Origin of the sequence: Sinorhizobium saheli (assembly GCF_001651875.1) — a bacterium.
In the GTDB taxonomy this organism is placed as follows: Bacteria; Pseudomonadota; Alphaproteobacteria; order Rhizobiales; family Rhizobiaceae; genus Sinorhizobium; species Sinorhizobium saheli.
In genome coordinates this window covers 41,130-67,276 of record NZ_LNQB01000060.1, presented here as the reverse complement: position 1 = coordinate 67,276, position 26,147 = coordinate 41,130, and the positions used below count along the sequence as shown (strand labels likewise).

At 64.1% G+C, this 26,147-nt stretch carries 29 protein-coding genes and 1 pseudogene; 21 read left to right on the top strand and 9 right to left on the bottom strand.

Going from position 1 to position 26,147, the window contains the following annotated elements:
• Window positions 1-23 precede the first annotated feature (23 nt).
• A complete protein-coding gene (locus ATB98_RS05870; RefSeq protein ID WP_066870427.1) occupies window positions 24-551 on the bottom strand; it encodes a flavin reductase family protein in 528 nt (175 codons plus the stop codon).
• Between the two features lie 160 nt (window positions 552-711).
• On the opposite strand from ATB98_RS05870, the gene ATB98_RS05865 reads away from it, so the two are divergent.
• The 7 genes from ATB98_RS05865 to ATB98_RS05835 all read left to right on the top strand — a co-directional run bounded on the left by ATB98_RS05865 (window position 712) and on the right by ATB98_RS05835 (window position 6,756).
• Entirely contained in the window at window positions 712-1,800 is a 1,089-nt protein-coding gene (locus ATB98_RS05865; RefSeq protein ID WP_066870424.1) for a branched-chain amino acid ABC transporter substrate-binding protein, read from the top strand.
• The gene (locus ATB98_RS05860; RefSeq protein WP_066870421.1) at window positions 1,797-2,804 is read left to right on the top strand and encodes a P1 family peptidase; all 1,008 of its coding nucleotides are present in this window, start codon (window positions 1,797-1,799) and stop codon (window positions 2,802-2,804) included. Before ATB98_RS05865 ends, ATB98_RS05860 begins: the two co-directional genes overlap by 4 nt.
• A gap of 160 nt (window positions 2,805-2,964) precedes the next feature.
• The gene (gene rpe, locus ATB98_RS05855; protein ID WP_153436021.1) at window positions 2,965-3,645 is read left to right on the top strand and encodes a ribulose-phosphate 3-epimerase; all 681 of its coding nucleotides are present in this window, start codon (window positions 2,965-2,967) and stop codon (window positions 3,643-3,645) included.
• On the top strand, window positions 3,642-4,385 hold the full coding sequence (locus tag ATB98_RS05850; protein WP_066870418.1) for a DUF2259 domain-containing protein: 744 nt from the start codon (window positions 3,642-3,644) through the stop codon (window positions 4,383-4,385). The genes rpe and ATB98_RS05850 overlap by 4 nt, the downstream gene beginning before the upstream one ends.
• Window positions 4,385-4,942 carry a hypothetical protein gene (locus ATB98_RS05845; RefSeq protein ID WP_066870415.1) on the top strand — a complete coding sequence of 186 codons (558 nt, stop codon included), beginning with the start codon at window positions 4,385-4,387 and terminating at the stop codon, window positions 4,940-4,942. Before ATB98_RS05850 ends, ATB98_RS05845 begins: the two co-directional genes overlap by 1 nt.
• A 63-nt stretch (window positions 4,943-5,005) precedes the next feature.
• Window positions 5,006-6,313 (top strand): adenylosuccinate lyase, encoded by a 1,308-nt coding sequence (purB, locus tag ATB98_RS05840; protein ID WP_066870412.1) that lies wholly within the window; start codon window positions 5,006-5,008, stop codon window positions 6,311-6,313.
• A 137-nt stretch (window positions 6,314-6,450) separates the two neighbouring features.
• Window positions 6,451-6,756 carry a PilZ domain-containing protein gene (locus tag ATB98_RS05835; RefSeq protein ID WP_066870409.1) on the top strand — a complete coding sequence of 102 codons (306 nt, stop codon included), beginning with the start codon at window positions 6,451-6,453 and terminating at the stop codon, window positions 6,754-6,756.
• A 47-nt stretch (window positions 6,757-6,803) separates the two neighbouring features.
• On the opposite strand, the gene ATB98_RS05830 is transcribed toward ATB98_RS05835, so the two are convergent.
• The gene (locus tag ATB98_RS05830) at window positions 6,804-7,616 is read right to left on the bottom strand and encodes a DUF2189 domain-containing protein (protein WP_066870406.1); all 813 of its coding nucleotides are present in this window, start codon (window positions 7,614-7,616) and stop codon (window positions 6,804-6,806) included.
• Between the two features lie 164 nt (window positions 7,617-7,780).
• On the opposite strand from ATB98_RS05830, the gene ATB98_RS05825 reads away from it, so the two are divergent.
• Window positions 7,781-8,335, top strand: a complete 555-nt coding sequence (locus tag ATB98_RS05825; RefSeq protein WP_066870502.1) for an RBBP9/YdeN family alpha/beta hydrolase — start codon at window positions 7,781-7,783, stop codon at window positions 8,333-8,335.
• 183 nt (window positions 8,336-8,518) lie between these two features.
• On the opposite strand, the gene ATB98_RS05820 is transcribed toward ATB98_RS05825, so the two are convergent.
• Complete coding sequence (locus ATB98_RS05820) at window positions 8,519-8,830, bottom strand: DUF1476 domain-containing protein (protein WP_066870403.1); 312 nt, start codon at window positions 8,828-8,830, stop codon at window positions 8,519-8,521.
• A 230-nt stretch (window positions 8,831-9,060) separates the two neighbouring features.
• Here ATB98_RS05820 and purC point away from each other — a divergent pair, with 230 nt between their 5' ends.
• From purC to ATB98_RS05795, 5 genes are read left to right on the top strand one after another with little or no spacing between them, the layout of a single operon-like run.
• Window positions 9,061-9,825 (top strand): phosphoribosylaminoimidazolesuccinocarboxamide synthase, encoded by a 765-nt coding sequence (purC, locus tag ATB98_RS05815; RefSeq protein ID WP_066870400.1) that lies wholly within the window; start codon window positions 9,061-9,063, stop codon window positions 9,823-9,825.
• Between the two features lie 17 nt (window positions 9,826-9,842).
• A complete protein-coding gene (gene purS, locus ATB98_RS05810) occupies window positions 9,843-10,085 on the top strand; it encodes a phosphoribosylformylglycinamidine synthase subunit PurS (protein ID WP_066870397.1) in 243 nt (80 codons plus the stop codon).
• 28 nt (window positions 10,086-10,113) lie between these two features.
• Window positions 10,114-10,671, top strand: coding sequence for an RNA 2'-phosphotransferase (locus ATB98_RS05805; RefSeq protein ID WP_066870394.1), 558 nt, complete (start codon window positions 10,114-10,116; stop codon window positions 10,669-10,671).
• Window positions 10,668-11,339, top strand: a complete 672-nt coding sequence (gene purQ, locus ATB98_RS05800) for a phosphoribosylformylglycinamidine synthase subunit PurQ (protein ID WP_066870391.1) — start codon at window positions 10,668-10,670, stop codon at window positions 11,337-11,339. Before ATB98_RS05805 ends, purQ begins: the two co-directional genes overlap by 4 nt.
• Window positions 11,340-11,390: 51 nt before the next feature.
• Window positions 11,391-11,795 carry a hypothetical protein gene (locus tag ATB98_RS05795; protein WP_066870388.1) on the top strand — a complete coding sequence of 135 codons (405 nt, stop codon included), beginning with the start codon at window positions 11,391-11,393 and terminating at the stop codon, window positions 11,793-11,795.
• Window positions 11,796-11,862: 67 nt separating this feature from the next.
• Here the strand turns inward: ATB98_RS05795 and ATB98_RS05790 are convergent, their stop codons facing one another.
• A complete protein-coding gene (locus ATB98_RS05790; RefSeq protein ID WP_066870385.1) occupies window positions 11,863-12,075 on the bottom strand; it encodes a DUF1127 domain-containing protein in 213 nt (70 codons plus the stop codon).
• A gap of 127 nt (window positions 12,076-12,202) precedes the next feature.
• Here ATB98_RS05790 and ATB98_RS05785 point away from each other — a divergent pair, with 127 nt between their 5' ends.
• The 8 genes from ATB98_RS05785 to ATB98_RS05750 all read left to right on the top strand — a co-directional run bounded on the left by ATB98_RS05785 (window position 12,203) and on the right by ATB98_RS05750 (window position 20,773).
• Window positions 12,203-13,621, top strand: a complete 1,419-nt coding sequence (locus tag ATB98_RS05785; RefSeq protein ID WP_066870384.1) for an aminotransferase-like domain-containing protein — start codon at window positions 12,203-12,205, stop codon at window positions 13,619-13,621.
• A gap of 89 nt (window positions 13,622-13,710) precedes the next feature.
• The gene (locus tag ATB98_RS05780; protein WP_066870381.1) at window positions 13,711-14,304 is read left to right on the top strand and encodes an acyloxyacyl hydrolase; all 594 of its coding nucleotides are present in this window, start codon (window positions 13,711-13,713) and stop codon (window positions 14,302-14,304) included.
• A gap of 161 nt (window positions 14,305-14,465) precedes the next feature.
• A complete protein-coding gene (gene purL / locus ATB98_RS05775) occupies window positions 14,466-16,697 on the top strand; it encodes a phosphoribosylformylglycinamidine synthase subunit PurL (RefSeq protein WP_066870378.1) in 2,232 nt (743 codons plus the stop codon).
• A 139-nt stretch (window positions 16,698-16,836) separates the two neighbouring features.
• Window positions 16,837-17,070: a BolA/IbaG family iron-sulfur metabolism protein gene (locus ATB98_RS05770; RefSeq protein ID WP_066870375.1), complete on the top strand. Its 234-nt coding sequence runs from the start codon at window positions 16,837-16,839 to the stop codon at window positions 17,068-17,070.
• Between the two features lie 6 nt (window positions 17,071-17,076).
• Complete coding sequence (locus ATB98_RS05765; RefSeq protein ID WP_066870372.1) at window positions 17,077-17,322, top strand: hypothetical protein; 246 nt, start codon at window positions 17,077-17,079, stop codon at window positions 17,320-17,322.
• 155 nt (window positions 17,323-17,477) lie between these two features.
• Window positions 17,478-17,813: a Grx4 family monothiol glutaredoxin gene (grxD, locus tag ATB98_RS05760; RefSeq protein ID WP_066870369.1), complete on the top strand. Its 336-nt coding sequence runs from the start codon at window positions 17,478-17,480 to the stop codon at window positions 17,811-17,813.
• A gap of 359 nt (window positions 17,814-18,172) precedes the next feature.
• Window positions 18,173-19,411: a multidrug effflux MFS transporter gene (locus ATB98_RS05755; protein WP_066870366.1), complete on the top strand. Its 1,239-nt coding sequence runs from the start codon at window positions 18,173-18,175 to the stop codon at window positions 19,409-19,411.
• Window positions 19,412-19,462: 51 nt separating this feature from the next.
• Window positions 19,463-20,773, top strand: a complete 1,311-nt coding sequence (locus ATB98_RS05750; RefSeq protein WP_084435316.1) for a multidrug effflux MFS transporter — start codon at window positions 19,463-19,465, stop codon at window positions 20,771-20,773.
• A 59-nt stretch (window positions 20,774-20,832) separates the two neighbouring features.
• Here ATB98_RS05750 and ATB98_RS05745 read toward each other — a convergent pair.
• The 5 genes and pseudogenes from ATB98_RS05745 to ATB98_RS05725 form a co-directional block, all read right to left on the bottom strand.
• A pseudogene (locus ATB98_RS05745) lies at window positions 20,833-21,650 on the bottom strand (inositol monophosphatase family protein).
• Window positions 21,647-22,531: a tRNA 2-thiocytidine(32) synthetase TtcA gene (gene ttcA / locus ATB98_RS05740; protein WP_066870363.1), complete on the bottom strand. Its 885-nt coding sequence runs from the start codon at window positions 22,529-22,531 to the stop codon at window positions 21,647-21,649. The pseudogene ATB98_RS05745 and the gene ttcA overlap by 4 nt, the downstream one beginning before the upstream one ends.
• A gap of 100 nt (window positions 22,532-22,631) precedes the next feature.
• Window positions 22,632-23,579, bottom strand: coding sequence for a glutaminase (locus ATB98_RS05735; protein WP_066870359.1), 948 nt, complete (start codon window positions 23,577-23,579; stop codon window positions 22,632-22,634).
• A gap of 96 nt (window positions 23,580-23,675) precedes the next feature.
• Entirely contained in the window at window positions 23,676-24,293 is a 618-nt protein-coding gene (gene rpsD / locus ATB98_RS05730; RefSeq protein WP_066870356.1) for a 30S ribosomal protein S4, read from the bottom strand.
• Between the two features lie 247 nt (window positions 24,294-24,540).
• The gene (locus ATB98_RS05725) at window positions 24,541-26,055 is read right to left on the bottom strand and encodes an ATP-binding protein (RefSeq protein ID WP_066870352.1); all 1,515 of its coding nucleotides are present in this window, start codon (window positions 26,053-26,055) and stop codon (window positions 24,541-24,543) included.
• Window positions 26,056-26,147 lie beyond the last annotated feature (92 nt).

Here is a 26,147-nt window from a genome sequence, read left to right as displayed (position 1 = left end):
GTTTCCTCCGCGCCCAGGGAAACTTATAGCGTGCGGTATCCTCGGTCCACATAAATGAGCGGCTGCTGCCTCTCGCCGATCTGCACGTCAACCACCTCGCCGAAGAGGATGAGATGGGTCGCCATGACCCTGGCCTCGACCAGGCGGCAATCGAGGGCGACGAGCGCATCGGTGAGAATGGGGGCACCGGTGGTCAATTGCGTCCACCGTCCGAGTGCAAACCGGCGATCCATGTCGAGCTGGTCGCGGCCGGAGAAGGCATGCGCCAGCCCAAGGTGCCTGCTGCCGAGAAGGTTCAAGGCAAAGCCGCCTCCGCGCGTGAAGATGTCGTTGCGCCGATTGGCAGCGTTGAGGCAGGCGAGCACCGTCGGCGGATCGTCCGACACGGAGCAGGAGGCGGTGATGGTGACGCCGCGCCGCTCGGCTCCGTCGACCGCGGTGATCAGTTGCACGTGCGACGACATGCGACTCATCGCGTCACGGTAAACTATCGGGTCCAGCCGGGTCTTCTCCAACACATCTCGCTCCGGAACGCTGTCTCGCACATACATAGACTCTCGTGGAAAATATGAAACCCGGCGCTGCCAGATTCTTGCGGATCCGCGGCCAATGCGATCACGCCCGCGACAAGGCCGGGTGATCGGCTCCATCTTTTCCTTTGACGAGCCGGACGACATCCTTAAAACATGGCGGTCGATAGCGGGAAAAAACATGCTTAAATCGATCGTTACGAGCCTTTTCGTCGCTGCGCTGACGCTGAGCGGTCCTGCTTTCGCCGCCGGATTGAAGGTCGCCGTCGTCGCGCCCGCCGACGGGCCCTTCGCGCTGCTCGGCAAGCAGATCGCCGATGGAGCCGCATTCCAGGCCGCCGACCGCGGAAGCGAGGTGATCCTCATCAACGAGAGCTGCGATGCGGCCGGCGGCGAAGCGCTGACGAAGGCGCTGCTCGCAAGCGGCGCGGAAGCCGCGATCGGCTTCCTCTGCACCGAAAGCCTGGAGGCGGCCTTGCCGGCGCTGGCGGAGGCCGGCATGCCCGCGATCACGGTCAGCGTCCGCTCCGATATCCTCATGGAGGATGCCCTCAAGAAGAAATGGCCGCTTTACCGCCTCGCCCCGAACGGCAAGGCCGAAGCGGCGGCGATCACCGATGTCATCGTCGCCAAGTGGCGGGGCAAACCGCTCGCCCTCATCGACGACGGCACGATCCACAGCCGCGAACTGGTGGAGGGCGTCCGAAGCGCGCTCGCCGAGATCGGAGTGACGCCCGTTTTCACCGACGTCTACCGACCCGCACAGGAGCAGCAGGTGAGCCTCGTGCGGCGCCTGGCCAAGAGCGGCGCAACCCATGTCTTCACCGGCGGCGACCGGAACGACACCGCCGTCATCGCACGCGACGCCAAGGCGGAAAACGTCCCCATAACGCTCCTTGGCGGCGACACGCTGAACGCCGCCGACCTCGACGTGCCTCTCGAGAACGGCGTGCTTGCCGTGACGATACCGGATCCCGCACGCTCGAATGAAGCCGCGGCAGTGGTCAAGGCGATGCGTGCCGCCGGGATCGAGCCTGACGGTTATGTGCTTCCCGCCTTCGCCGCCATGTCGCTCCTCGAGCAGGCGAAGGACCAGGCGGCAAAGGATGACGGCGCCCTCATCGAGGCGCTGTCGAAAGGACCGTATCAGACGGTGCTCGGGCCGGTCGGCTTCAACAGTGCCCATGAGCGGATCGAGACGCCCTATCGGCTGATGCAGTGGCAGGATGGCCGTTTCGTCGCGCCCTCGACTGCAGGCAAGGCGGAATGATGCGCCAGGGGCCGAACAATCTGATCACCGACGTGGCCGGCCTGCTGGTCGGCAATGCCGAGGACCATCGCCTGAAGTCTGGTGTTACCGCCGTTCTTTGCGATCCGCCGGCGACTGCCGCGGTCCAGGTGCTTGGCGGCGCACCCGGCACGCGTGAGACGGACCTGCTCGCTCCGCACAACACGGTGCAGTCGGTCGACGCGGTGGTGCTGTCCGGCGGCTCGGCTTTCGGCCTCGACTCCGCATCGGGCGTCCAGGCGGCGCTTCGCGAGATGGGGCGCGGCTTCGCCGTCGGACCGCACCGCGTCCCGATCGTGCCGGCCGCGATCCTCTTCGATCTCGCCAATGGCGGCGAGAAGGATTGGGTGCGCTATTCGCCCTATCGTGATCTCGGCTACGAGGCCGCCCGTGCCGCGGCTCCGACTTTTGCGACCGGCACTGCCGGTGCCGGCACCGGCGCCCTCACGGCGACCTTCAAGGGCGGCCTTGGCTCGGCATCGACGGTGCTCGACAACGGCGTCACCATAGGCGCACTCGTTGCCGTCAACGCGGTGGGTTCCGCAACGGTCGGCGACACGCGCCATTTCTGGGCCGCCCCCTTCGAGCTCGATGGCGAGTTCGGCGGATTGGGCCTGCCGGCGCCATGGCCGCAGGATGCACGCGTCCCCCGCTACAAGTACCGCGAACTGCGCGCGCGCGCCGCCAACACGACCATCGCCGTCATCGCCACCGATGCCGTTCTGACCAGGGCCGAGGCGAAGCGGCTGGCGATTGCCGCGCATGACGGCTTTTCGCGCGCGCTGTGGCCCTCCCATACGCCGCTCGACGGCGACCTCGTCTTCGCGCTTTCGACCGGTGCCAGCGGCAAGGCGCTGCTCCTCGAAGACTTCATCGACCTAGGCGCCGCGGCGGCTGCCACCATGGCGCGCGCGATCGCACGCGGGGTTCACGCTGCGCGCGACACCGGCGACGATCTGATACCCGCCTGGTCATCGCGCCCCTGAGCGTGGGCCGGCTCGATCTCGCCTGATCGATTTGAGGACAAGGACACGCAGCAATGAAAGGTGCTACGGCGACCTTCGCGCGTCCGATAAGACGCGCCGCGCTGTAGGCGGTTGTTTGGGCCGGCGCGTAATGGTATGGCGCCAGAAAAGCCGGAGCCTGATGATGACACACCCCATTCGCATTGCCCCGTCGATCCTGGCGGCCAACTTCTCCAAACTCGGCCAGGAGGTTCGCGACGTCGTCGATGCCGGCGCCGATTGGATCCATCTCGACGTCATGGACGGCCATTTCGTGCCCAACATCACCTTCGGCCCCGACGTCATCAAATCGCTGCGCCCCCACACGCAGGCGACCTTCGACTGCCACCTGATGATCGCCCCGGCCGATCCCTTCCTCGAGGCTTTTGCCAAGGCCGGCTGCGACATCGTCACCGTCCATGCCGAGGCCGGCCCGCATCTGCACCGCTCGCTCCAGACGGTGAGGTCGCTCGGCAAGAAGGCGGGCGTCTCGCTCAATCCGGCAACCCCGGAAAGCGCCATTGAATATATCCTCGACACGGTCGACCTGATCCTGGTGATGACGGTCAATCCGGGCTTCGGCGGCCAGAAGTTCATCGCTGCCATGGAAGAGAAGATCCGGCGCATCAAGGCCATGGTCGGTGACAGGCCGATCGAGATCGAGGTCGATGGCGGCGTGGCGCCGGAAACGGCGGGCATCGTCGCAAAGGCCGGCGCCAATGTGCTCGTCGCCGGTTCGGCCGTGTTCAAGGGCGATTCCGTCGAGGCCTATCGCAGCGCCATCGAGGCGATCCGCGCCGAGGCGGAGAAGGCGCGCGGATGACCGGCCGCGCGGCAGTCGCGGGGCTGGCCTTGGCCGCAGCGGCATTCGCCGCACCGGTTGCCGTCGCGGGCGACTATGCCGCACTTCAGCCGATCGGTTTTTCGTCCGACGGCAATGTCTTCGCCTTCGAGGAATATGGCGTCCAGGACGGTTCAGGCTTTCCCTATTCGACGGTCTACGTCCTCGACACACGCAACGACAGTTTCCTGCCCGGCGCCCCGGTGCGCGCGGTCGTCGAGGACGACAAGGGCGCGTTGCACGAGGCCCGCCGCGAGGCCCGCAGGCGCGCCGCGCCGCTCCTCGACGCCTATCGGCTGGTCGATACGCCGGGCATATTTGCGGCCTACAATCCGGTGACCGAAGCGGAGGCGCCGCCGCATACACTGACCTACGACGCTTTCCCCGCCGACGCGCCCTTTCGCAAGACCTACCGGCTGACACTCGAGGAAAAGACCTTCGAGCCGGAGGGCGCCTGCCGGGATTTCCTCAAGGAGGTGAAGGGCTTTCGCCTGACGATGACCGGGAAGGCCGGCAAGCCGGCGTCGGATATTCTTCAGGACGATCAGCGCATTCCGCAAAGCCGCCGCTGCCCGACGGGCTACCGCATCGGCGGTGTCGTGACCCGCGTCAACGACGACGGGTCCGAGGTGCATGTGGTGATGATCCTGGTCGAGTCCCTCGGCTTCGAGGGCACGACCGATGGCCGCTGGATAGCGGTACCGGTGCGGATTCCCGGCTGATGGACGAAGGGGCGGCGTTTCGAGGCGGAGTGCCCGGCGCGGTGATGGACCCGCCGATGCGCTCCCGTCTCGCACGTTCCCTTCCGAGTGCGCGGGAGGTTCTGATCGGCGCCCCCTGCTGGGGTCTTGCAATGGCGCTTTCGGCCTGGCTTGCGCTCTGGCTGCGCGAGAATGATGCAACCTTTCATCTCAAAGGCATCCTCGCACTCTACGCCGTGGGAGGTTTCCTCGGCTGGCCGTTGTCGCTCTTCGCAGCGCGCTGCCTGGCACGGGGGCGCGCGACCGAGACGCGGCTTGCGGCCTTCCTGCTGTGCCTTATCGCCGGCACCATCGGCACAACGGCATTTCTCTTTGCCCTCGACTACCGGGCCTTCTATGCGCAATGGCACGCCACGGCCGGCACGCGCATCTGGTTCTTCCAGTTCCTGTTCACCTCGCTTGCCGCGTTCTACCAGTTTCTGGTCCTCGGGGTCCGGCTCTACCTGCCGCTCGGCGCCGTCGCCCTCGCCTTTGCCAGCCTGGTGCTCGCGCGATCGGATGCGCGGCAACGGCGTTGAGCTTCACCGCCATCTTTGATAGAGGCACAGCCATCCTCCACTGACGACGAAAGCGTAAAGCCCATGATCCCCCGTTACTCCCGGCCGGAAATGGTGGCCATCTGGTCGCCGGAAACCAAGTTCCGCATCTGGTTCGAGATCGAGGCGCACGCCTGCGATGCCCTGGCCGAGATCGGCGTGATCCCGAAGGAAGCGGCAAAGACCATCTGGGAGAAAGGCGGTGCGGCTGAGTTCGACGTCGCCCGCATCGACGAGATCGAAGCCGTCACCAAGCATGACGTCATCGCCTTCCTGACCCATCTTGCCGAGTTCGTCGGCCCCGACAGCCGCTTCGTGCATCAGGGCATGACGTCGTCGGACGTGCTCGACACCTGTTTCAACGTGCAGCTCGTTCGCGCGACCGACATCCTGCTCGCCGACATGGACAAGCTGCTGGCGGCGCTGAAGCGTCGTGCCTTCGAGCATAAGGACACGGTGACGATCGGCCGCTCGCACGGCATTCATGCGGAGCCGACCACGTTCGGCGTCAAGCTGGCGCTTGCCTATGCCGAGTTCGACCGCTGCCGGGAGCGCCTCCTCGCCGCCCGCGAGGAGATCGCCACTTGCGCGATCTCGGGCGCCGTCGGAACCTTCGCCAATATCGATCCGCGCGTCGAGGAGCACGTGGCGAAGGCGCTCGGCCTGAAGCCGGAACCAGTGTCGACGCAGGTCATTCCGCGCGACCGCCATGCGATGTACTTCGCAACACTCGGCGTCATCGCCTCCTCGATCGAGCGCCTGGCGACCGAAATCCGCCATTTGCAGCGCACCGAAGTGCTGGAGGCGGAGGAATATTTCTCGCCGGGCCAGAAGGGCTCCTCGGCGATGCCGCACAAGCGCAATCCGGTGCTGACGGAAAACCTGACCGGGCTTTCGCGCATGGTCCGCGCTTTCGTCGTGCCGGCCATGGAGAACGTTGCGCTCTGGCATGAACGGGACATCTCGCATTCCTCGGTCGAGCGGATGATCGGACCGGATGCGACGATCACGCTCGACTTCGCGCTGGCGCGGCTGACCGGCGTCATCGACAAGCTGGTCGTCTATCCCGAGAACATGATGAAGAACCTGAACAAGTTCCGCGGGCTCGTGCATTCGCAGCGCGTTCTTCTCGCCCTCACCCAGGCCGGCGTGTCGCGCGAGGACGCCTACCGTCTCGTCCAGCGCAACGCCATGAAAGTGTGGGAACAGGGCAAGGACTTCCTCGAAGAGCTGCTCGCCGACCAGGAGGTCCGCGCCGCACTCTCGGAGGAAAATATCCGCGAGAAGTTCGACCTCGGCTACCACACCAAGCACGTCGACACGATCTTCGGACGGGTGTTCGGCACGGCGTAAGCGGCCAAGCTCAAGTTCTGATAGAAGAATTGCCCGCATTCGACCACTTGCGTCAAATGCGGGCGATTTTCTTAGAATGCCCTTCAGCCATGGCATGGAAAATTTAGGGCCTGTCAAAACGGGTTTCGAGGGAAGCCATGGCATTCAAGGAGAGCATTCAGCGCGCCTCCGCGCGCACCGATACGAGAATAACCGGCACGGTGACGTGCAAGACCGGATCGAGCAACGGCGTCGTCAAGGACCTGTCCGACGAGGGTATCTGTTTCCAGCTGTTCTTCGATATCGGTGCCCGCATGGGCCAGGAAGTGACCATCCGCAGCGAGGAGCTCGGCTTCCTCACCGGAATGGTGCGCTGGTGCCGCGGCGACAAGATCGGCATCAAGCTGAACCTCTCGTCGAACACGAAGGCCCAGATCGCGTCCTATTACAAGTATTTCCGCTGATCGGGAGGACGGCCAGCCCAGTCAACCAGGCTGGCCGCCGAGATGTGTCAGCCTGCCGTTCCGGCCGGTTCCACGATCTTGCGATAGAGGTGCCAGGTCGCATGGCCGAAGATCGGCATGATCACGGCCAGCCCGACGAAGACCGGGATTGAGCCGATCACCAGGCCGGCGGCGATGATCAGGCCCCAGAGGGCAACCGGTACCGGATTGGCGAGCGTCGCCCTGACCGAGGTCTCGATCGCCGTGAGCGCCCCGACATCGCGGTCGAGCAGAAGCGGGAACGTGACGACGCTGATCGAAAGCACGACCACCGCGAAGACGAAGCCGACCAGGTTGCCGACGACGATCAGGTTCCAGCCCTGCTCCGTGCTGACGATGTTGTTCCAGAACTCGGAGATGGTGGCCGGCGGGGTCGGCCCGAACATGGTGACGTAAAGGCCCTGGGCAACCAGCAGCCAGACGATGAAGATGACGAACAATGTGGCCGCCGCCGCCAGGATCGACGGAATAGCCGGATGACGACGCAGCCGCCGCATTGCATGCGGCCATCGGGCGTCCATACCCAGCTCGCGGCGCCGGCTGACCTCGTAGAGGGCGATTGCCGCAACCGGCCCGATGAGGGCGAAGCCGGAGGCGAGCGGATAGAGCAGAGGCAGCATATTCGCGCCCGCGCTCCAGGTCATCAGCACGACGCCGGCGATGGGATAGATGAGGCATAGAAATACATAATGGGACGGCTTCTCGCGGAAGTCGTCAAAGCCTAGACGCAACGCATCGAACACATCTGCAATGCCAATCTTTCGTATGCCGGGTTGGGCGACAGACGGATTCGCTCCCGACAGAATATGGAAGGTTGTCATGGCTCACACTCCTCAACGAACCAGAGCGGCCACGGAGACGCGACAACGGCGAAAAAATGGGCCGCTGTCAAAACCGCGACCGGCGCTTTCGATTATACAGAAAATGCGGCCTCTGTCGCCTCCGCCTTGACTTCGGCCATTTTCGCCGCCAAATCGCGGCGATCATGAAGGTTTCCGAAGCGCATATCCTGATCGTTCCCGGCTATACCAACTCGGGTCCCGGCCATTGGCAGACCCGCTGGGAGCGCAAGCTGTCGACGGCGCGTCGGGTCGAGCAGGCCGCGTGGTCGAAACCGGTGCGCGAGGACTGGGTGGCGCGCATGGTCGAAGAGGTCAACGCCGCGGCAAAGCCCGTCGTCATCATCGCCCATTCGCTCGGCGTCGCCACGGCGATCCACGCCCTGCCGCATTGCCGGCGGAAGATCGCCGGCGCGTTCCTGGTTGCGCCGCCCGATGTGGCCAATCCGAAGATCAGGCCGAAGCATCTCATGACCTTCGGCCCCTACCCGCGCGATCCCCTGCCCTTTCCGTCGATCATGATCGCCAGCCGCAACGATCCGTTCGGCTCCTACGAGCATGCCGGCGACATCGCCAATGCCTGGGGCTCGCTGCTCGTCGATGCCGGCGAGGCCGGCCACATCAACACCGAATCCGGCCACGGCCCCTGGCCCGAAGGCACGATGGTCTTCGCCCAGTTCCTGAGCCGCCTGCAGGCCTAAGAGCATTTTGCCGTCAGAGGTGGAATAACCTGACGTCGCACAAATGCGGAAAAACAAACAGATAGAGCTGTGGCGCGAACGCATGTGAGCGCATCCCGCTTGCTGTGAGCCTGCCGCAGGCAAAGGAAAACCGCCCGACTTGAGGTCGGACGGCGCCAAGCTCACCAAATAATCGAGCGCGTCTCAGCTTTGAAGCTGCTCGACGGCTTCCGCCAGGAATTCGAGCATCCGGGCACGAATATCGTCCTCGGACTGGACAACGCCGGCCGCGTCGAAGTCGGCCTTGATCTTGCGCACCACGTCCTCATGGCCGGCCTCCGCGAGGTCGGCGGTGACGACCTCGCGGGCATAGGTTTCCGGGTCGGCCATCTTGAGAAGACCGGCAGCCCACAGGCCGAGCATCTTGTTGCGGCGCGCGATGGCCTTGAACCGCAGTTCTTCGTCCAGCGCAAACTTCGCCTCGAAGGCCTTCTCGCGATCGTGCATCGTGGTCATCAATCGATCTCCCTGAAAAATCCCTGCCGCAAGCAGTCATCGCCATAAACAAAAACGCTTGTGAAAGCGCAATGCGCCTTTTCGTCTTTAGTGACTTTCATGATACCCTAATCTAAATCGGGGGAAGGGAAGATACGCCGATTGTGAAATGCGTTCTTTTCGGTTATGGACCCGCTGAGAAAATTCCCAATGCGCGACCGAAGAGCGCCAGCAACCACAGAGACAAATCCATGAATCGTCGCCGCCGTATCTACGAGGGCAAGGCCAAGATCCTTTACGAGGGTCCGGAACCGGGCACGCTGATCCAGTTCTTCAAGGATGATGCGACCGCCTTCAACAAGAAGAAACATGACGTCATCGACGGCAAGGGCGTGCTCAACAACCGCATTTCCGAGTACATCTTCACCCATCTCAACAAGATCGGCATTCCGACGCATTTCATCCGCCGCCTCAACATGCGTGAGCAGTTGATCAAGGAAGTGGAGATCATCCCGCTCGAGATCGTCGTGCGCAACGTTGCCGCCGGTTCGCTCGCCAAGCGCCTCGGCATCGAGGAAGGCACCGTGCTGCCGCGGTCGATCATCGAATTCTACTACAAGGCCGACGCGCTCGACGACCCGATGGTCTCGGAAGAGCACATCACCGCCTTCGGCTGGGCGAGCCCGCAGGAACTCGACGACATCATGGCGCTCGCCATCCGCATCAACGACTTCCTGTCCGGCCTGTTCCTCGGCGTCGGCATCCAGCTCGTCGACTTCAAGATCGAGTGCGGCCGCCTCTATGAAGGCGACATGATGCGCATCGTGCTCGCCGACGAGATCTCGCCCGACAGCTGCCGTCTCTGGGACACGGAGACGAAGGAGAAGATGGACAAGGACCGGTTCCGCCGCGACATGGGCGGGCTGGTCGAGGCCTATCAGGAGGTCGCTCGCCGTCTCGGCATCATCAACGAGAACGAGCCGCCGCGCGGCACCGGTCCGGTGCTGGTCAAGTAATCTTAGGGAAAAGCAAAGTGATCAAGGCACGCGTAACCGTGACGCTGAAGAACGGCGTTCTCGACCCGCAGGGCAAGGCTATCGAGGGCGCGCTCGGCGCGCTCGGCTTCGACGGCATCGGCCAGGTTCGCCAGGGCAAGGTTTTCGACCTCGTGATCGAGACGGCGGACAAGGCAAAGGCCGAGGCCGACCTCAAGGCCATGTGCGAGAAGCTTCTGGCAAACACCGTGATCGAAAACTACAGCATCTCCCTCGCGTAAGCAGGCGCGGCAAGGCGGCACAGGGACGATGTCTTCCCGGAACCTGGATACCGACGTATCGAAGTTTATGAGCTACGTCTTGCGCCACGCGCCGCATGAGGCCGGCCTGGCGTTGGACAGCGAAGGCTGGACATCCTTTGCCGACCTCAAGACAGCCGTCACGGCCCGCTTCGGCATAACCGACAATGATCTTCTGAGGATCATCGAGGAGAACCCGAAGCGGCGCTTCACGCTGGACGGCTCTCGCATTCGGGCAGCGCAGGGGCACAGCGTTGCTGTTGACATCGCACTTGCTCCCGCCGTTCCGCCGGCCGTACTCTACCACGGCACCTCCGCCGCGAAGCTGGCGGCGATACTGGAGGGCGGCCTGAACAAGATGGCCCGTCAGCACGTCCATCTTTCGGCCGACAGGGCGACGGCCGAGATTGTCGCACGCCGCCGCAAAGGCGACATCGTGATCTTGCAAATCGACGCCAGGCGCATGCATTCCGATGGCGGACGGTTCTTCCTGTCGGAAAACGGTGTCTGGCTCACCGATTCACTCCAGCCAGGGTACATTTTGCCGCTAACGGAGACAGAGAAATGAAGTCCGCCGTCGTTCAACTTCCAGGCCTCAACCGTGACCGCGACATGATTGCGGCGCTCACGAAGATTTCCGGCAAGGCCCCGGTCACCGTCTGGCAGACCGAAACGCAGATCCCGGATGTCGACCTGATCGTCATACCCGGCGGCTTCTCCTATGGCGACTACCTGCGCTGCGGCGCGATCGCGGCGCGCATGCCGGTGATGCAGGCAATCAGGGCCAAGGCCGAGCAAGGCGTGCGCGTCCTCGGCGTCTGCAACGGCTTCCAGATCCTGCTCGAGGCCGGGCTTCTGCCCGGCGCGCTGATGCGCAACGCCTCGCTGAAATTCGTCTGCCGCGAAGTGAAGCTGGAAGTCGCCAATGCCGACACCCCCTTCACCCGCGCCTATTCCAAGGGCGCGATCATTCGCAGTCCTGTCGCCCACCACGACGGCAACTATTTCGCGGATGCGGAAACGCTGCAGACGATCGAGGGCAACGGTCAGGTGGTGTTCCGCTATGCCGAAGGCACGAATCCGAACGGCTCGATCAACGACATCGCCGGCGTCATGAACGCCAAGGGAACCGTGCTCGGCATGATGCCGCATCCGGAAAACCTGATCGAGGCGGCCCATGGCGGCTCCGACGGTCGCGGGATTTTCGCATCGGCGCTCGAGGTAATCGCCGCTTAACCTTATCCCTGCTACAGCGGCGGCGTCGATCGTCAGCCGAGCGGACCGCCAATGTCATCCATGATCCACCGACGTTTCATCGCGCTCGCCTGCGCTGCCGCAGGCCTGGCACTCGTGGCAGCCTGCCAATCGAAGCCGCCCGCGCCGGCGGCGAGTACGGCCGCGCTGCCGACGATGGAACGCGTCGCGCTCGGCGCCAGCGGCTGCTGGTTCAAGTCCGGCGACCCGGCCTTCAAGGCCTACCGCCTCGCGCCGGAACTCAACTCCTTCTCCGGGCGCCCGCGCATCCTGCTGGTGCCGCGCAAGTCGCCCGAGGCACGTCCCCTCGCCGTCATTGAGGCCGAGGGCCACCCGGCGCGCCTGCAGGCCTTCGGCCCGCTCCTGAGCGAACCGGTCGGCACGCGCATCGCCACCGACGTACGGCGCTGGGCCGCCGGCGGCCAAGGCTGCAGCTGACGCTGCGTCCCGGCGGCAGCAAGGCTATAACAATCCGTTCTGCCGGGTTGCCAGGATCCGGCGATCGTTATCGCCAGAACGGCACGGTTGCCTCTTGCCGCGCCTCCGCCTCCGTTAGACCGATATCCTTGAGGAGATGCGCGCTCAACTCGTCGAGCGCCAGGCGGCTCCGCCTTTTCGCGGCAAGTGCGCAGTAGAGCCGCCAGAGCCGCGAAAGCACATTTCCGCCCGCTCCCTCCGCAGGTGGGAAATCACGGGCCGCGTCCGCCTTCCGAAGCATGACATCTCGCCGGGGCGGAGGAGAAATTGTATCAATTGTACGCATCGCCAGCACCATTGCATCGCTTGATGTGATTGACTCAGAGATAATTGACGCGCCCTGGGAAGCAATATAAAGAATTGTCCCTATGACAACTTGGCTTCCCGACATACAGCAGGGGCACGGGCCGCTCTATGCGCGGATCGCCGACCAGATCGAACAGGCGATCGGCAACGGCACCCTGCCCGCCGGCACCAAGTTGCCGCCGCAGCGCAATCTGGCCTTCGACATCGGCGTGACGATCGGCACGATCGGCCGCGCCTACGGCATGGTGCGCGAGCGCGGGCTCGTCAGCGGCGAGGTCGGGCGCGGCACCTATGTCCTCGATCATCCCGAAAGCAGGCCGCCGGAGCAGTCCGACCCGCTGACCACCTCGCTTGCGGGAACGCGGCCGCTGATCGCGCCGCCGGGCAAGCTGCGCTTCGACAGCACGGCGGCGCCGGATATCGGCCAAGGGGACATTCTGGCGCGCTTGCTGGGCGACATCAGCCGCGAGCACCATCAGGACATTGCGAGCTATGCCCGGAACTTTCCGGATCACTGGTTCGAGGCAGGATGCCAATGGCTGGGCCGGGGCAATTTCCAGCCGACGCCGGAAAGCATCGTGCCGACGCTCGGGGCCCATGCCGCGGTCGTCGCGGTGATTTCGGCCGTCACCTCGCCCGGCGACCGCCTCGCCTTCGAAACGCTGACCTATTCGCAGATCAGCCGCAGCGCCGGCCTGATCGGACGGCGGATCGCGCTGATGGAGAGCGACGAATTCGGGCTGCTGCCGGACGATTTCGAGCGTGTCTGCGCCCAGCAGCATCCGAAGCTGGCCTTCCTCATGCCCGGCGCCCAGAACCCCACCGTCACGGTCATGCCGCTCGACCGGCGCCAGGCGATCGCGGAGATCGCCCGCAAATACGGAGTCTGGCTGGTGGAAGACAATCTCTACGGCTCGATGACCGGCGATCCGTTGCCGCTGTTGACCGAACTCGCGCCGGAGCGCACCTTTCTTGTCGGCGGCCTTTCGAAGTCGGTCGCCGCCGGCGTGCGCGGCGGCTGGGTGGGGTGCCCGCCGCATTTCGCTCAGCGCATCCGCGTCGCCCACAAAATGGTGAGCGGCGGACTCCCCTTCCTCCTTGCCGAACTCTGTTCCCGGCTCGTCCTCTCCGGATCGGCCGCGGTCCTGCGCAACCGCGGCGTCGAGGAAATCGGCGCGCGCGAAGCAATGGCGCGCGAAATCTTCTCGGGTTTCGAGTTCAACTCGCATCCGAGAATACCGTTCCTCTGGCTGAAGCTGCCGGAACCCTGGCTTTCCGGAACCTTCAAGCAGGCAGCGCTGCAGGAAGGCGTGCTCGTCGACGATGAGGACGAGTTCAAGGCGGGGCGCGCCGATCGCGTTTTTCACCGCATCCGCATCGGCTTCTCCTCCCCCGTGGAGCGATCGGACGTGCGGCGAGGGTTCGAGATCCTGCGCCGACTGCTCGACAGTGGCCGAGCCGGCTACGACAGCTTCGACTGACCTGCACCTTTTGGCGGTGACTTTCGCGCAAGGCTCGGCAATCTATTGCTGTCTTCCGTGTAAGTTGATTCGAGTCGAAGGATATCGGCATGAGGCATCTCCGCTCTTCCGTGGGTCAGGCCACGCTTTCGCCGCTTGCGGCAGCCCTGCTCGCCGCGACGGGGTTCGCCGCCTGCGCACCTGCAGCCCGTGCCGCGGAAGGGATCTTCGACGAGATGCGCTTCGGCGCCACGGTCCCGGTCGCGGAAGGGAAACACCAGGAGAGCGGCCTCTTTCCGTCTTTCATCGTCTTCTTCGATCCGTTCGGCGCCGACAATGCCGGCACCCTCGCGGAGAAGATTCTGCTGCCGCGGGTCCACGCCGGTGCGTCGGTTGCAACCTCGTCGAACGGCGTCAACCAGGTCTATGGCGGCTTCAGCTGGGACGCCGACCTGACCGAACGGTTCTTTGTCGAGGCCGGTGTCGGCGCCACCCTTCATGACGGGGACCTGGACGGCGGCGATTCCGACGGCCCCGAACTCGGCTGCCGGCTGCTCTTTCGCGAATACGCCGCGGCAGGCTATCGCTTCGACGCCAACTGGAACCTGTCGGCGACGATCGAACATAACTCGCACGCCAACCTTTGCGACGGCCCTAATGGCGGTCTCACCCGCGCAGGGCTGATGCTCGGCTATAAATTCTAGCCGCCCGCGGGGGCTGTTGATCGACCGTATTTTTCTGTCGCGCCGCGCAGCAGCATAGGCTAAAGAAGCCGCGAAGCGCCCCATAATGTCTATTTGCGGTTCGCACGCGCCGTGTCCCTCCCGGAAGGGGTGCGCGCCGCCCGAAGGATTGACGGTCGACGATGACGATTTCCAACACCCGCCCCATCACCCCGGAGCTGATCGCCTCGCACGGGCTGAAGCCCGACGAGTACGAGCGCATCCTCAGTCTCATCGGGCGGGAGCCGACCTTCACGGAGCTCGGCATCTTCTCGGCCATGTGGAACGAGCATTGCTCCTACAAGTCCTCGAAGAAGTGGCTTCGGACGCTGCCGACCAAGGGGCCGCGGGTGATCCAGGGACCGGGCGAGAACGCCGGTGTCGTTGACATCGAGGACGGCGACTGCGTCGTCTTCAAGATGGAGAGCCACAACCATCCCTCCTATATCGAGCCCTACCAGGGCGCGGCGACCGGCGTCGGCGGCATCCTGCGCGACGTCTTCACCATGGGTGCCCGCCCGGTCGCGGCAATGAACGCGCTGCGCTTCGGCGCGCCGGATCATCCGAAGACCCGTCACCTCGTCTCCGGCGTCGTCGCCGGCGTCGGCGGCTACGGCAACTCCTTCGGCGTTCCGACGGTCGGCGGCGAGGTCGAGTTCGACGCCCGCTACAACGGCAACATCCTCGTCAACGCCTTTGCGGCCGGTCTCGCCAGGACCGACGCGATCTTCTATTCGAAGGCGGAAGGCGTCGGCCTTCCCGTCGTCTACCTCGGCGCCAAGACCGGCCGCGACGGCGTCGGCGGCGCGACCATGGCGTCGGCCGAGTTCGACGAGTCGATCGAGGAGAAGCGCCCGACCGTGCAGGTCGGCGATCCCTTCACGGAAAAATGCCTGCTCGAGGCCTGCCTTGAGCTGATGCAGACGGGCGCCGTCATTGCCATCCAGGACATGGGTGCCGCCGGCCTCACCTGCTCCGCCGTCGAGATGGGCGCCAAGGGCGACCTCGGTATCGAGCTCGACCTCGACAAGGTGCCGGTGCGCGAAGAGCGCATGACGGCTTACGAGATGATGCTTTCGGAAAGCCAGGAGCGCATGCTGATGGTGCTGCGCCCGGAAAAGGAAGAGGAAGCCAAGGCGATCTTCGTCAAGTGGGGTCTCGACTTCGCGGTGGTCGGCAAGACGACCGACGACCTGCGCTTCCGCATCCTGCACCAGGGCGAGGAAGTCGCGAACCTGCCGATCAAGGAACTCGGCGACGAGGCGCCGGAATACGACCGTCCCTGGACGCCTGCAAAGGCGCCCTCGCCGCTCGCCACCAACGATATCCCCGCAGCCGATGTCGCCGATGCGCTCCTGAAACTGGTCGGCTCCGCCAACAATTCCTCGCGTCGCTGGGTCTACGAACAGTACGACACCCTGATCCAGGGCAATTCGCTGCAGCTGCCGGGCGGCGATGCCGGTGTCGTCCGCGTCGACGGCCATAAGACCAAGGCGCTCGCCTTCTCCTCCGACGTCACCCCGCGCTATGTCGAGGCCGACCCCTTCGAGGGCGGCAAGCAGGCGGTGGCCGAGTGCTGGCGCAACCTGACGGCGACCGGTGCACTGCCGCTTGCCGCAACGGACAATCTGAACTTCGGCAATCCCGAACGGCCGGAGATCATGAGCCAGTTCGTGCATGCGATCAAAGGCATCGGCGAAGCCTGCCGCGTCCTCGATTTCCCGATCGTTTCCGGCAACGTCTCGCTCTACAACGAGACCAACGGCCAGGCGATCCTGCCGACACCCACCATCGGCGGCGTCGGCCTCATCAGGGACTGGTCGAAGATGGCGCGCATCCGCTTCGCCGCGGCCGGCGAAACGATCCTTCTCGCCGGCGCACCGGAAGGTTGGGGCACCCACATCGCGCAATCGGTCTATATGCGCGACATCCATGGACGCACCGACGGACCGGCGCCGCAGGTGGACCTGGCGCATGAGAAGAAGGTTGGCGATTTCGTCCGCGGTCTCATCGAGGAAGGCCTGGTGACGGCCGTGCACGACTGCTCTTCCGGCGGCCTCGCGCTGGCCGTCGCGGAAATGGCGATGGCGTCCCGTATCGGCGCGACGATCGCCGCCCCCGCCGGGCGCGATCCGATCGTAGCCTTCTACGGCGAGGACCAGGGCCGTTATGTCGTGACGGTCGCCGCCGACAAGCTCGATGCCGTTGCAGCGCGGGCGGACGCGGCCGGCGTCGACCTGCCGGTCATCGGCAGGACGGGCGGGGATGCGGTGAAGCTCGGTGACGCCAAACCGGTCCCGGTCAAGGAATTGCGTTCGGCGCACGAATCCTGGTTCCCCAACTACATGGGCGGCGATCTCGCGCCGGATAATTGACCCCGCACACCGGCCCGAAAGGGGCGGGCCAAGAGGCAAATCAGCATTTGCTTTCCGCCCCTGAATCGTGGTTCCCTTGATGTCATCGATGACGGCCGGATGCCGGCCGCCCGGCAGAATGACAAGGAGTTCGCGTATCATGCCCATGACACCAGGCGACATCGAAGACATGATCAAGGCCGGGATTCCCGGCGCTAAGGTCACGATCCGCGATCTGGCCGGTGACGGCGACCACTATGCCGCCGAAGTCGTGGCCGAGCAGTTCCGCGGCAAGACCCGCGTCCAGCAGCACCAGATGGTCTACAACGCCCTCAAGGGCAATATGGGCGGCATACTTCACGCGCTTGCCCTTCAGACCAGCGCCCCGGAGTAAGCCGGAATGGCCGACCTGATAAAGGAGCTTGTCAGCGGCGTCGTCGAAAGCGCGCTGAGGGAAGTTCTCAAGAAGACCGGCGCAACGAGAACGGCGACGAAGCGGACGAAGCGCCGGACCGGGAAGTCCAAGCCCGCCGGCGGCCTCCTCGCGGAAATCGTCGAAGCCGCGATCCGCAAGCCGGCAAGAAAGCAGGTGAGCCGCCGCCGCACGGCCGCCGCCCGCAGCAAACTGCGCCGCCGGTCCGCCTGATCGATTGGCGCAGTTGCTGCAGAGTCGTGCGGAAGGCGAACTTTGAGGACCATCAACATTTTTGCGATTGGGTGATGAAAAGCGCGTCCATGCGTGCTATCTAAGCGGCAATCGATATCACCGGTCCTTGAAGCCGGCGCAGGAAGGAAGACATCATGAGCGGAATCCACGATTTCATCGACAACGAAGTCAAGACGAACGACGTCGTTCTCTTCATGAAGGGCACGCCGCAGTTTCCGCAGTGTGGTTTCTCCGGCCAGGTCGTGCAGATCCTCGATTACGTCGGTGTCGACTACAAGGGCATCGACGTGCTCGCCGACGCGGATCTGCGCCAGGGCATCAAGGATTATTCCAACTGGCCCACCATTCCGCAGCTTTACGTGAAGGGCGAGTTCATCGGCGGCTGCGACATCGTGCGCGAGATGTTCCAGGCAGGCGAACTGCAGCAGCATCTCCAGGAAAAGGGTATCTCCGTAAAGGGTGCCGCCTGACACTTCCCGGTCCGGCACCTCGCAAACTCCAAAAAAGGCGGGATGACCGCCTTTTTCGATTCCGGAGATACATTCCAGGTTTCTAATTTTCCGCGCACTTCATGAGCAGGCGGCGAAGTTCAAGCCGGTTACAAGGTGAGCGCCTGCCTGAAGTGCAATTGAAGGTTTTTGCGTCCGGCCGGCGGGCCGTAGCTGCCTTTTGCAATACCGCAGCGTCGCTCAACCGCGTCCTGCCCGACTCATAAAAGACTGAATTTATTCAGCGGAATTCAACAATTCAGGAACCCATGCCGCGCGTCGGCTCAGCGCGGCGATCGAGACCGGCTGCATGCGACCGGCAGCCGGCAGGATATATTGAAATGACAAAGCCACTAGACCACACCGCCGCGACCTCGGGACTGACGAAGGTCCGGTTCATTGCGCTGATGGCCATGCTGATGTCGATCAATGCGCTGTCGATCGACATCATGCTGCCGGGACTGCAGGAAATCGGCGCGAGCCTCGGCGTTGCCGATGAGAACCATCGGCAATATGTCCTCAGCGCCTATCTGATCGGCATGGGCTCCGCTCAACTCTTCTTCGGCCCCGTGTCCGACCGGTTCGGCCGCAAGGCACCGCTCCTGGGCGGACTGGCGCTTTATGGGGCCTGCGCACTCGCGATCGTGTTCGTACCCACCTTCTCGGCACTGCTCGCCTTCCGTTTCGTCCAGGGCGTCGGCGCTGCGGCGACCCGCGTCGTCACCGTTTCGATCGTCCGCGACGTCTATGGCGGTCGTCAGATGGCCGAGATCATGTCGCTGGTGATGATGGTGTTCATGATCGTTCCCGTCGTCGCGCCGAGCGTCGGACAATTGATCATGCTCTTCTCCGAGTGGCACATGATCTTCGTCGTGATCGCACTGTTTGCGGTCGTCGTCGCAGCCCTCGTTGCCCTTGGGCTTCGCGAAACGCTCGCGCCGGACAACCGGCGCGCTTTCACCGCTACGGCAATCCTCGATGGCTTCAGGATCGTTCTCACCAATCGCCTGGCCCTGCTCTACACGCTGGCGACGTCGGTGATCTTCGGCAGCCTGTTCGGCTTCGTCAACTCGGCGCAGCAGGTACTCGTCGGCGTCTACGGCCTCGGGATCTGGTTTCCGGCGGTCTTCGCGACTTTCGCCGGCATGATGGCGGTTGCCTCCTTCATCAATTCGCGTCTCGTCCAACGGTTCGGCATGCGCGCGCTGTCCCATGCGGCGCTTCTCGGTTTCGCCTTGGCAAGCTTCGTCTGGTCGGTACTGTCGTTGATCGGCCCGCTGCCGCTGGTGCTCTTCGTCCTCCTTCAGGCGGTGGCAATGTTCCAGTTCGGCCTGATCGCGGCGAATTTCAACGCCATGGCGATGGAGCCGCTCGGCCATGTGGCCGGAACCGCCTCCTCCGTGCTCGGCTTCATGCAGACGGTCGGCGGCACGCTCATCGGCGCGTTGATCGGCCAGGCCTTCGACGGCACCGTGACGCCGCTCGCGATCGGGTTTCTCACCGTGGCGGTGCTCGCCCTCGCTTTCGTCCTCGTCGCCGAGGGCGGCAGGCTTTTCAAACCGCAGAACCCGGCCGCCTGACCGGACCGCCTTTTTTATCCTGCCATTTCGCCTTTCCAGGGATATTCGACAATGTCTTCCGTCTCGCAAGAATCTTCAATCGCCCACCGGGCCGAACATGTCGACGCGGTTTCCGGCGCGGCACGCATCAAGATGGGGCTCGCCGAGTTCATCTTCACCATTGCCGTGATGACCGCCAGCGTCGCGCTGGCGATCGACAGCATGCTGCCCGCCCTTCAGAGCATCGGCAAGTCGTTCGACATTGCAAATGCGAACGACGCCCAGCTCGTCATCGGCGTCTTCCTGCTCGGCTTCGGCCTCTCGCAGATTTTCTTCGGCAGCCTTTCGGACGCCTTCGGCCGGCGCATGGTGCTGCTCGGCGGCCTCGCCTTCTTCACGCTCGCCTCGTTCGCCGCCTCCCGGTCGGCAAGCTTTGAAGCGCTGCTCGCCTTGCGCTTCGTCCAGGGAATCGGTGCCGCCGCCATCCGCATCACGACTATGGCGATCGTCCGCGACTGTTTCGGCGGCCGCGAAATGGCGCGGGTCATGTCCTACGTCATGATCGTCTTCATGATCGTTCCGATCGTCGCTCCCTCGCTTGGCCAGCTTGTCGTCGTCCATGCCAGCTGGCACTGGATCTTCATCCTGATCGGCGTCATCGGCGCCGTCCTGTTCACCTGGGCGCTGACCCGGATGAGGGAGTCCCTGCCGCACGAGGAACGTTTGTCGCTTTCCGTCGGCGCCGTGCTCTCCGGATTCCGCACCGTTCTCACGAACCGCATAACCTGCGGCTACATGATCGGGTTGACGCTCTTCTCGGCCGTTATCTGCGGCTATATCGTCACCGTCCAGCAGATCTTCGGAGAAATCTACGGCCTCGGCGAGTGGCTGCCGATCGCCTTTGCGGGCACGGCGGGCGGCATTGCGGTCGCCAATTTCGCCAACGGCTTCTTCGTCCGCCGTTTCGGCATGCGCCGTATCTCGCACGCCGCGATGCTTCTCTTCACCCTGCTTGCAGCGATTGGCTACGCCCTGTCGCTCGCCGGCACGCCGGCCTTCGCGATCAGCTATCTGCTCTTCACGATCCTCCTGATGTTCTTCGCCGTCATCGCCACGAACTTCACCGCCATCAGCCTCGAGCCAATGGGGCATCTGGCCGGCACGGCGACCGCGATCACCGGCTTTGTGTCGACGACCGGCGGAACGCTGCTCGGCGCCGGCATCGGCCAGCTTTTCAATGGCACGCTGCAGCCCCTGTTCGGTGGCTTCGCCCTGTTCGGCCTGTTCACGACGCTCGCGACCTTGTGGGCCGAACAAGGAAAGCTCTTCACCCACCCGGGCGACAAGGATGGAGCGCACGAACATGGCGGCGGCCATATGTGACGAAAAAGCCCGCTCGGCTGTCCCGGGCGGGCTCTTCTCCTAGCGTATGCGACCTTGTCTCAGATGGTGAAGACCTTGCGCCGCAGCGCTTCCCAGCTCTCCCTGTCCGTCGCCAGAAGCAGCCCGCCATTGGTGTGCGCCGGCAGATAGCGGGAGCCGTCGAAGCGGGCGGCATAGGCGCCGGCCTCCTCGGCAATCAGCGTGCCGGCGAGATGATCCCAGGGCATCAGCTTCTGATACATCAGGAAATGCAGATGGCCGCCGGCAAAGATGCGGTACTCGTGCGCGGCGCAGCGATAGCTGGTGGCGACCCTCACCTTCACCAGATTGCCCATGACAACCCGGCGGTCATCTTCCTTGTAGAAGGCGGTCGAGGCGATGCCGACCATGTTTTCGAGCGGCACGCCGGCGGTCACCGACAACTTTTCCTGCGAGCCGTCGGAACGGCACATCCAGGCACCGGAACCCTTCTCCGCGATGACCCAGTCGTTGCCAAGCGGATCGTAGATGATGCCTGCCACCGTCTCGCCACGAGCGACAATGCTCGCCATCACGCCGAAGAGCGGCAGGCGAAATTGAAGGTTCCGTCGATCGGATCGACGACGATTGCGAGATCGGCACCGGCCAGCTTGTCGAGGAGCGCCGGGTCGGCCGCGACCGATTCCTCGCCGATGAAGACGGCCCCCGGCGCGATCGCATCGACCCTCGCTTTGATCAGCCGCTCGGCCGCCTCGTCGCCCTCGGTGACGAGGTCGATCGCCTCCGTCTTCATCCGCACGTCGCCCGAGCCGAGATTGCGGAAGCGCGGCAGGATTTCCTTCACCGCCGCCTCCTGCAGAAGGTTGGCGAGCGCGGCGATGTCGATGGAATGGCTCATTCCTTGGGCTCCGGGGAGAGAGAACGGAAATCGAACAGCTTCGGATCGAGCAGGTGCGACGGGTTCACATGGGCGAGCGCGCGCAGCATCGTATCCTTGCGGCCCGGCATGCGCCGCTCGATATCGGCGAGCATTGCCTTCATCGCGTTGCGCTCGAGACCGTCCTGCGAACCGCAAAGGTCGCAGGGGATGATCGGAAATTCCATCGCCGCGGCGAACCTGGCGAGATCCTCTTCCGCCGCATAGGCGAGCGGCCTGAGCACCATCAGGTCGCCCTCGTCGTTGAGGAGCTTGGCCGGCATCGACGCCAGTCGTCCGCCATGGAAAAGGTTCATGAAGAAGGTCTCGAGGATGTCCTCGCGATGATGTCCGAGCACCAGCGCATCGCAACCCTCCTCGCGTGCGATGCGATAGAGATTGCCGCGCCGGAGCCGCGAACAGAGCGAGCAGTAGGTCGCCCCCGTCGGAACCTTCTCCTTCACGATCGAATAGGTGTCGCGGTATTCGATGCGGTGCTCGACACCGATCGACGAAAGATAGTCCGGAAGAATGTGCTTCGGAAAATTCGGCTGCCCCTGATCGAGGTTGCAGGCGACGAGCTCGACCGGCAGAAGCCCCCGCCATTTCAGATCCAGCAACAGCGCCAGCAGGCTGTAACTGTCCTTGCCGCCGGAGAGGCCGACAAGCCAGCGCTTGGCCCCGTTCAGCATGCCGAACTCGTCGAGCGCCTGCCGCACCTGTCTCAGCAGGCGTTTCCTGAGCTTGTTGAAGGAGACAGAGGACGGCATCCGCGCGAAAAGCGGATGGGTATCGGCATTAGGACCAATTTCATCTGCTTCGACGGCGGTCTCCGCCGTGTCGTGCGTATGTGCGAGTTCCATGGCAGTCTCGGATTGCTGACCTCGGATGTGCATTGACGAGCACTTGCCCCGGAAAGCGCCGAAGATCAAGGGAAAATGGTCTCGGTCGGCCCCCAGGCGATCACGGCCCGAACACCGACCAGCCGGTGCGCGCGGCGAGCATCTCGAGCGCCAGCGAGCCGAGCAGCGAATTGCCGTATTCGTTGAGCCCTGGCGACCAGACGGCAACGGAGGCCTTCCCCGGCGCTACCGCCAGGATGCCACCGCCGACGCCGCTCTTGCCGGGCAGGCCGACGCGGTAGGCAAAATCGCCGGAACCGTCATAGTGGCCGCAGGTGAGCATCAGCGCATTGATGCGTCGGGCGCGCTGGCGCGAGACGACGGAATGGCCGGTCAGCGGATTTGTGCCGCCGGCCGCCAGAAACAGTCCCGCCTTGGCAAGCTGGCTGCAGGTCATGGCCAAGGCGCAATGATGGAAATAGACGCCGAGAACATGCTCGACCGGATGATCGAGCCGGCCGAAGGAGCGCATGAAATTGGCAAGCGCCACATTGCGGAAGCCGGTCGCCGTTTCCGAGCGGGCGACCTCGTGATCGATCACGATCGTCTCGTCATCGGCGAGATAGCGCACGAAACGCACGATCTCGCCGATCAGTTCCCTCGGCGTATGGCCGGCGAGGATGAGGTCGCTGATCGTGATTGCACCGGCATTGATGAACGGATTGCGCGGCTTTCCGCCCTCATGCTCCAACTGCACGATCGAATTGAAGGGCGAACCCGACGGCTCGCGCCCGACCCGATGCCAGATGTTCTCGCCGTGCTTGCCGAGCGCCAGCGTCAGCGTGATCACCTTGGAAATGCTCTGGATCGAGAATGGCACTTCCGCGTCGCCGACGCGATAGACCTCACCCCCGGTCGTGACGACCGTCATTCCGAAATGACGCGCATCGACGCGGGCAAGCTGCGGGATGTAATCGGCGACCTTGCCCTCGCCGAGGCGCGGCGTCAACTCTTGATAGATGCCGTCGATGATCGCCTGAAGATCCTGCGGCGCTTTCTGCTCAAGCATACGGCACTCCTCGCTATCGAACGGGAAAATCCGGCATTCCGTACAAAAAAACCGCCCGTTCGGGCGGTTTTTTCAAGTTCACAAGGCCAAGCCCGATTAACGCGAATAGAATTCGACGACCAGGTGCGGCTCCATGACGACCGGGTACGGTACGTCGGAGAGCGAGGGAACGCGAACATAGGTCGCGACCATCTTGTTGTGATCGGCTTCGACGTAATCCGGAACATCGCGCTCGGCGAGCTGTACGGCTTCGAGAACCGAAACGAGCTGCTTGGACTTTTCACGGATTTCGATGACGTCGCCCGGCTTGCAACGGTAGGAACCGATGTTGACGCGGACGCCGTTGACCTTGACGTGGCCATGGTTGACGAACTGGCGGGCGGCGAAGACGGTCGGCACGAACTTGGCGCGGTAGACGATCGCGTCGAGGCGCGACTCGAGCAGGCCGATCAGGTTCTCCGGGGTGTCGCCCTTGCGGCGCGAAGCTTCGGCGAAGATCGCGCGGAACTGCTTTTCACGGATGTCGCCGTAGTAGCCCTTCAGCTTCTGCTTGGCGCGCAGCTGCACGCCGAAGTCGGAGAGCTTGGACTTGCGGCGCTGGCCGTGCTGGCCCGGGCCGTATTCACGACGGTTGACCGGGGACTTCGGGCGGCCCCAGATGTTTTCGCCCATGCGGCGGTCAATTTTGTACTTGGACGATTCGCGCTTGCTCATCGCATTTCCTTTCAAAGCGTTACGCCGGTTTGCTGCCAAACCGGTCAAGGAAACACGCCCTCCTCTGAACTCATTTTGGGAGTTCTGACAGGCCTCTCGCGATCACGCGGACGCGGGGAAGCCACGGGACATGTCAAATGAAACACCGGGCATCGCTGCCCGGCGTTGGGCGGGTCTTTACGCACCGATCGCTGATTTGTCAACGTAAAAGCGGAGGTTTTCCCGAATTACGGTATTGCGAGAGGGCTTATTCAGCCGCTGCACGTTCGGCGTTCCCGATATCCGGGCCATTCGCATCGCCCGGCGCCGTCTCCCTGCCGAGATCCGGGAACGCGACGATGCGCTTGCCGGAGAAGTCGGCGTGCACGACGATCAGCCCCTGCTCCTCGAAATAGCCAAGCAACCGCCGGGCGCGACGCGCGGAATGGGTGCCGTAGGCGCGCGCGATCATCGCATCCGATGGGCACGGGAGCCCACGCGCGGCCGCCTGGGCGATCATCAGGAAGACGCCTTGCAGATCCTCCGTCACCCGATCGGCAAGCTGAAGCGCGGATGCCCAGGTCTCGCTTGCAGCCGTCTCGGCATCGACGCCGGAGCGGGCGATCGCCATCTTGCGGCGGAAGGCGCTCAAGGAGAGCGCCGCGCCGGGCACGCGGCGGATGCGGCAGCGGACGAGGAAGTCCTGGAAGAGTTCGGCATCCGGCCGGAATGCCGCCTCGGGGCTTGCCAGGATTTCGGCGAGGAGGCCATCGACGATCGCCTCCCGCTCCTCCGGAAGCATTTCCGGCTGGGCCGGCTTCACTTCGACCGCGGCCGCCGGTTCGGGACGTGGCCGCGACAGTTCGGCGAGAATGTCGTTCGCAGGCCGCGGCGGCGGCGCCGGACGGCGAATGATCGGGCGGCTCAACTCGTCCGGATCGGGCGTGAGGATCAGGTCTTCGACATCCTGCGGCGCCTCCGGCAGCGGCATCAGCTTCGGGCTGGTCGATCGCGCCGAGGTCTCGACCGCACCGATCGTCACCTTCAGCGGGCGACGCGAGAGCGCCGGGCCGAGCGCCACGAAGGAGCCGCGCTTCAGGTCGCGGAACATCTCCGCCGTGCGCCGGTCCATGCCGAGCAGGTCGGCGGCGCGCAGCATGTCGATGTCGAGGAAGGTACGCCCCATCAGGAAGTTGGACGCTTCCGCCGCGACGTTCTTCGCGAGCTTTGCGAGGCGCTGCGTCGCGATGACGCCGGCAAGGCCGCGCTTGCGGCCGCGGCACATCAGATTGGTCATGGCACCGAGCGAGATCTTGCGCGCCTCTTCCGAAACGTCGCCGCCGACCGACGGCGCGAACATCTGCGCCTCGTCGACGACGACGAGAACGGGATACCAATATTCCCGGTCCGCATCGAACATGGCATTCAGAAACACGCCGGCGCTGCGCATCTGCTGTTCGATATCCAGCCCTTCGAGCGAAAGCACGCAGGAAACCCGGTGCTGACGGATGCGGGTGGCGATGCCGACCAGTTCCGCATCGGTGCGCTCGCCCTCGATGACGACGTGCCCGAACTTGTCGGCGAGCGTGACGAAATCCCCTTCCGGGTCGATGATGCACTGCTGCACCCAGGGCGCGGACTGTTCGAGCAGGCGGCGCAGGAGATGCGACTTGCCGGAGCCGGAATTGCCCTGAACCAGAAGACGCGTCGCCAGCAGCTCTTCGATATCGAGCGAGGCCGAAGTCCCTTCGGACGTCGTTCCCATGTCGATGCCGACTTTCATTCCAACCTCATCAAAACCGAGCGAGTCGCAGCCGAAGGACCGCCGAACGGGCGACACCTAGCACGGTTTTGCACAAGGTTAAGGAGCATCGA

Bases quoted from the DNA above. Each gene is read 5' to 3' on its own strand.
- grxD (WP_066870369.1), top strand. From the start codon at position 17,478: ATGAGCGGAATCCACGATTTCATCGACAACGAAGTCAAGACGAACGAC.
- ATB98_RS05725 (WP_066870352.1), bottom strand. From the start codon at position 26,055: ATGAAAGTCGGCATCGACATGGGAACGACGTCCGAAGGGACTTCGGCC.
- ATB98_RS05870 (WP_066870427.1), bottom strand. From the start codon at position 551: ATGTATGTGCGAGACAGCGTTCCGGAGCGAGATGTGTTGGAGAAGACC.
- ATB98_RS05805 (WP_066870394.1), top strand. From the start codon at position 10,114: ATGTCTTCCCGGAACCTGGATACCGACGTATCGAAGTTTATGAGCTAC.
- ATB98_RS05865 (WP_066870424.1), top strand. From the start codon at position 712: ATGCTTAAATCGATCGTTACGAGCCTTTTCGTCGCTGCGCTGACGCTG.
- ttcA (WP_066870363.1), bottom strand. From the start codon at position 22,531: ATGGAACTCGCACATACGCACGACACGGCGGAGACCGCCGTCGAAGCA.
- purC (WP_066870400.1), top strand. From the start codon at position 9,061: ATGAATCGTCGCCGCCGTATCTACGAGGGCAAGGCCAAGATCCTTTAC.
- ATB98_RS05785 (WP_066870384.1), top strand. From the start codon at position 12,203: ATGACAACTTGGCTTCCCGACATACAGCAGGGGCACGGGCCGCTCTAT.
- ATB98_RS05750 (WP_084435316.1), top strand. From the start codon at position 19,463: ATGTCTTCCGTCTCGCAAGAATCTTCAATCGCCCACCGGGCCGAACAT.
- purB (WP_066870412.1), top strand. From the start codon at position 5,006: ATGATCCCCCGTTACTCCCGGCCGGAAATGGTGGCCATCTGGTCGCCG.
- ATB98_RS05735 (WP_066870359.1), bottom strand. From the start codon at position 23,579: ATGCTTGAGCAGAAAGCGCCGCAGGATCTTCAGGCGATCATCGACGGC.
- ATB98_RS05845 (WP_066870415.1), top strand. From the start codon at position 4,385: ATGGACGAAGGGGCGGCGTTTCGAGGCGGAGTGCCCGGCGCGGTGATG.
- ATB98_RS05780 (WP_066870381.1), top strand. From the start codon at position 13,711: ATGAGGCATCTCCGCTCTTCCGTGGGTCAGGCCACGCTTTCGCCGCTT.
- rpsD (WP_066870356.1), bottom strand. From the start codon at position 24,293: ATGAGCAAGCGCGAATCGTCCAAGTACAAAATTGACCGCCGCATGGGC.
- purL (WP_066870378.1), top strand. From the start codon at position 14,466: ATGACGATTTCCAACACCCGCCCCATCACCCCGGAGCTGATCGCCTCG.
- rpe (WP_153436021.1), top strand. From the start codon at position 2,965: ATGATGACACACCCCATTCGCATTGCCCCGTCGATCCTGGCGGCCAAC.
- ATB98_RS05850 (WP_066870418.1), top strand. From the start codon at position 3,642: ATGACCGGCCGCGCGGCAGTCGCGGGGCTGGCCTTGGCCGCAGCGGCA.
- ATB98_RS05835 (WP_066870409.1), top strand. From the start codon at position 6,451: ATGGCATTCAAGGAGAGCATTCAGCGCGCCTCCGCGCGCACCGATACG.
- purQ (WP_066870391.1), top strand. From the start codon at position 10,668: ATGAAGTCCGCCGTCGTTCAACTTCCAGGCCTCAACCGTGACCGCGAC.
- ATB98_RS05820 (WP_066870403.1), bottom strand. From the start codon at position 8,830: ATGACCACGATGCACGATCGCGAGAAGGCCTTCGAGGCGAAGTTTGCG.
- ATB98_RS05825 (WP_066870502.1), top strand. From the start codon at position 7,781: ATGAAGGTTTCCGAAGCGCATATCCTGATCGTTCCCGGCTATACCAAC.
- ATB98_RS05770 (WP_066870375.1), top strand. From the start codon at position 16,837: ATGCCCATGACACCAGGCGACATCGAAGACATGATCAAGGCCGGGATT.
- ATB98_RS05795 (WP_066870388.1), top strand. From the start codon at position 11,391: ATGTCATCCATGATCCACCGACGTTTCATCGCGCTCGCCTGCGCTGCC.
- ATB98_RS05765 (WP_066870372.1), top strand. From the start codon at position 17,077: ATGGCCGACCTGATAAAGGAGCTTGTCAGCGGCGTCGTCGAAAGCGCG.
- ATB98_RS05860 (WP_066870421.1), top strand. From the start codon at position 1,797: ATGATGCGCCAGGGGCCGAACAATCTGATCACCGACGTGGCCGGCCTG.
- ATB98_RS05755 (WP_066870366.1), top strand. From the start codon at position 18,173: ATGACAAAGCCACTAGACCACACCGCCGCGACCTCGGGACTGACGAAG.
- ATB98_RS05790 (WP_066870385.1), bottom strand. From the start codon at position 12,075: ATGCTTCGGAAGGCGGACGCGGCCCGTGATTTCCCACCTGCGGAGGGA.
- ATB98_RS05830 (WP_066870406.1), bottom strand. From the start codon at position 7,616: ATGACAACCTTCCATATTCTGTCGGGAGCGAATCCGTCTGTCGCCCAA.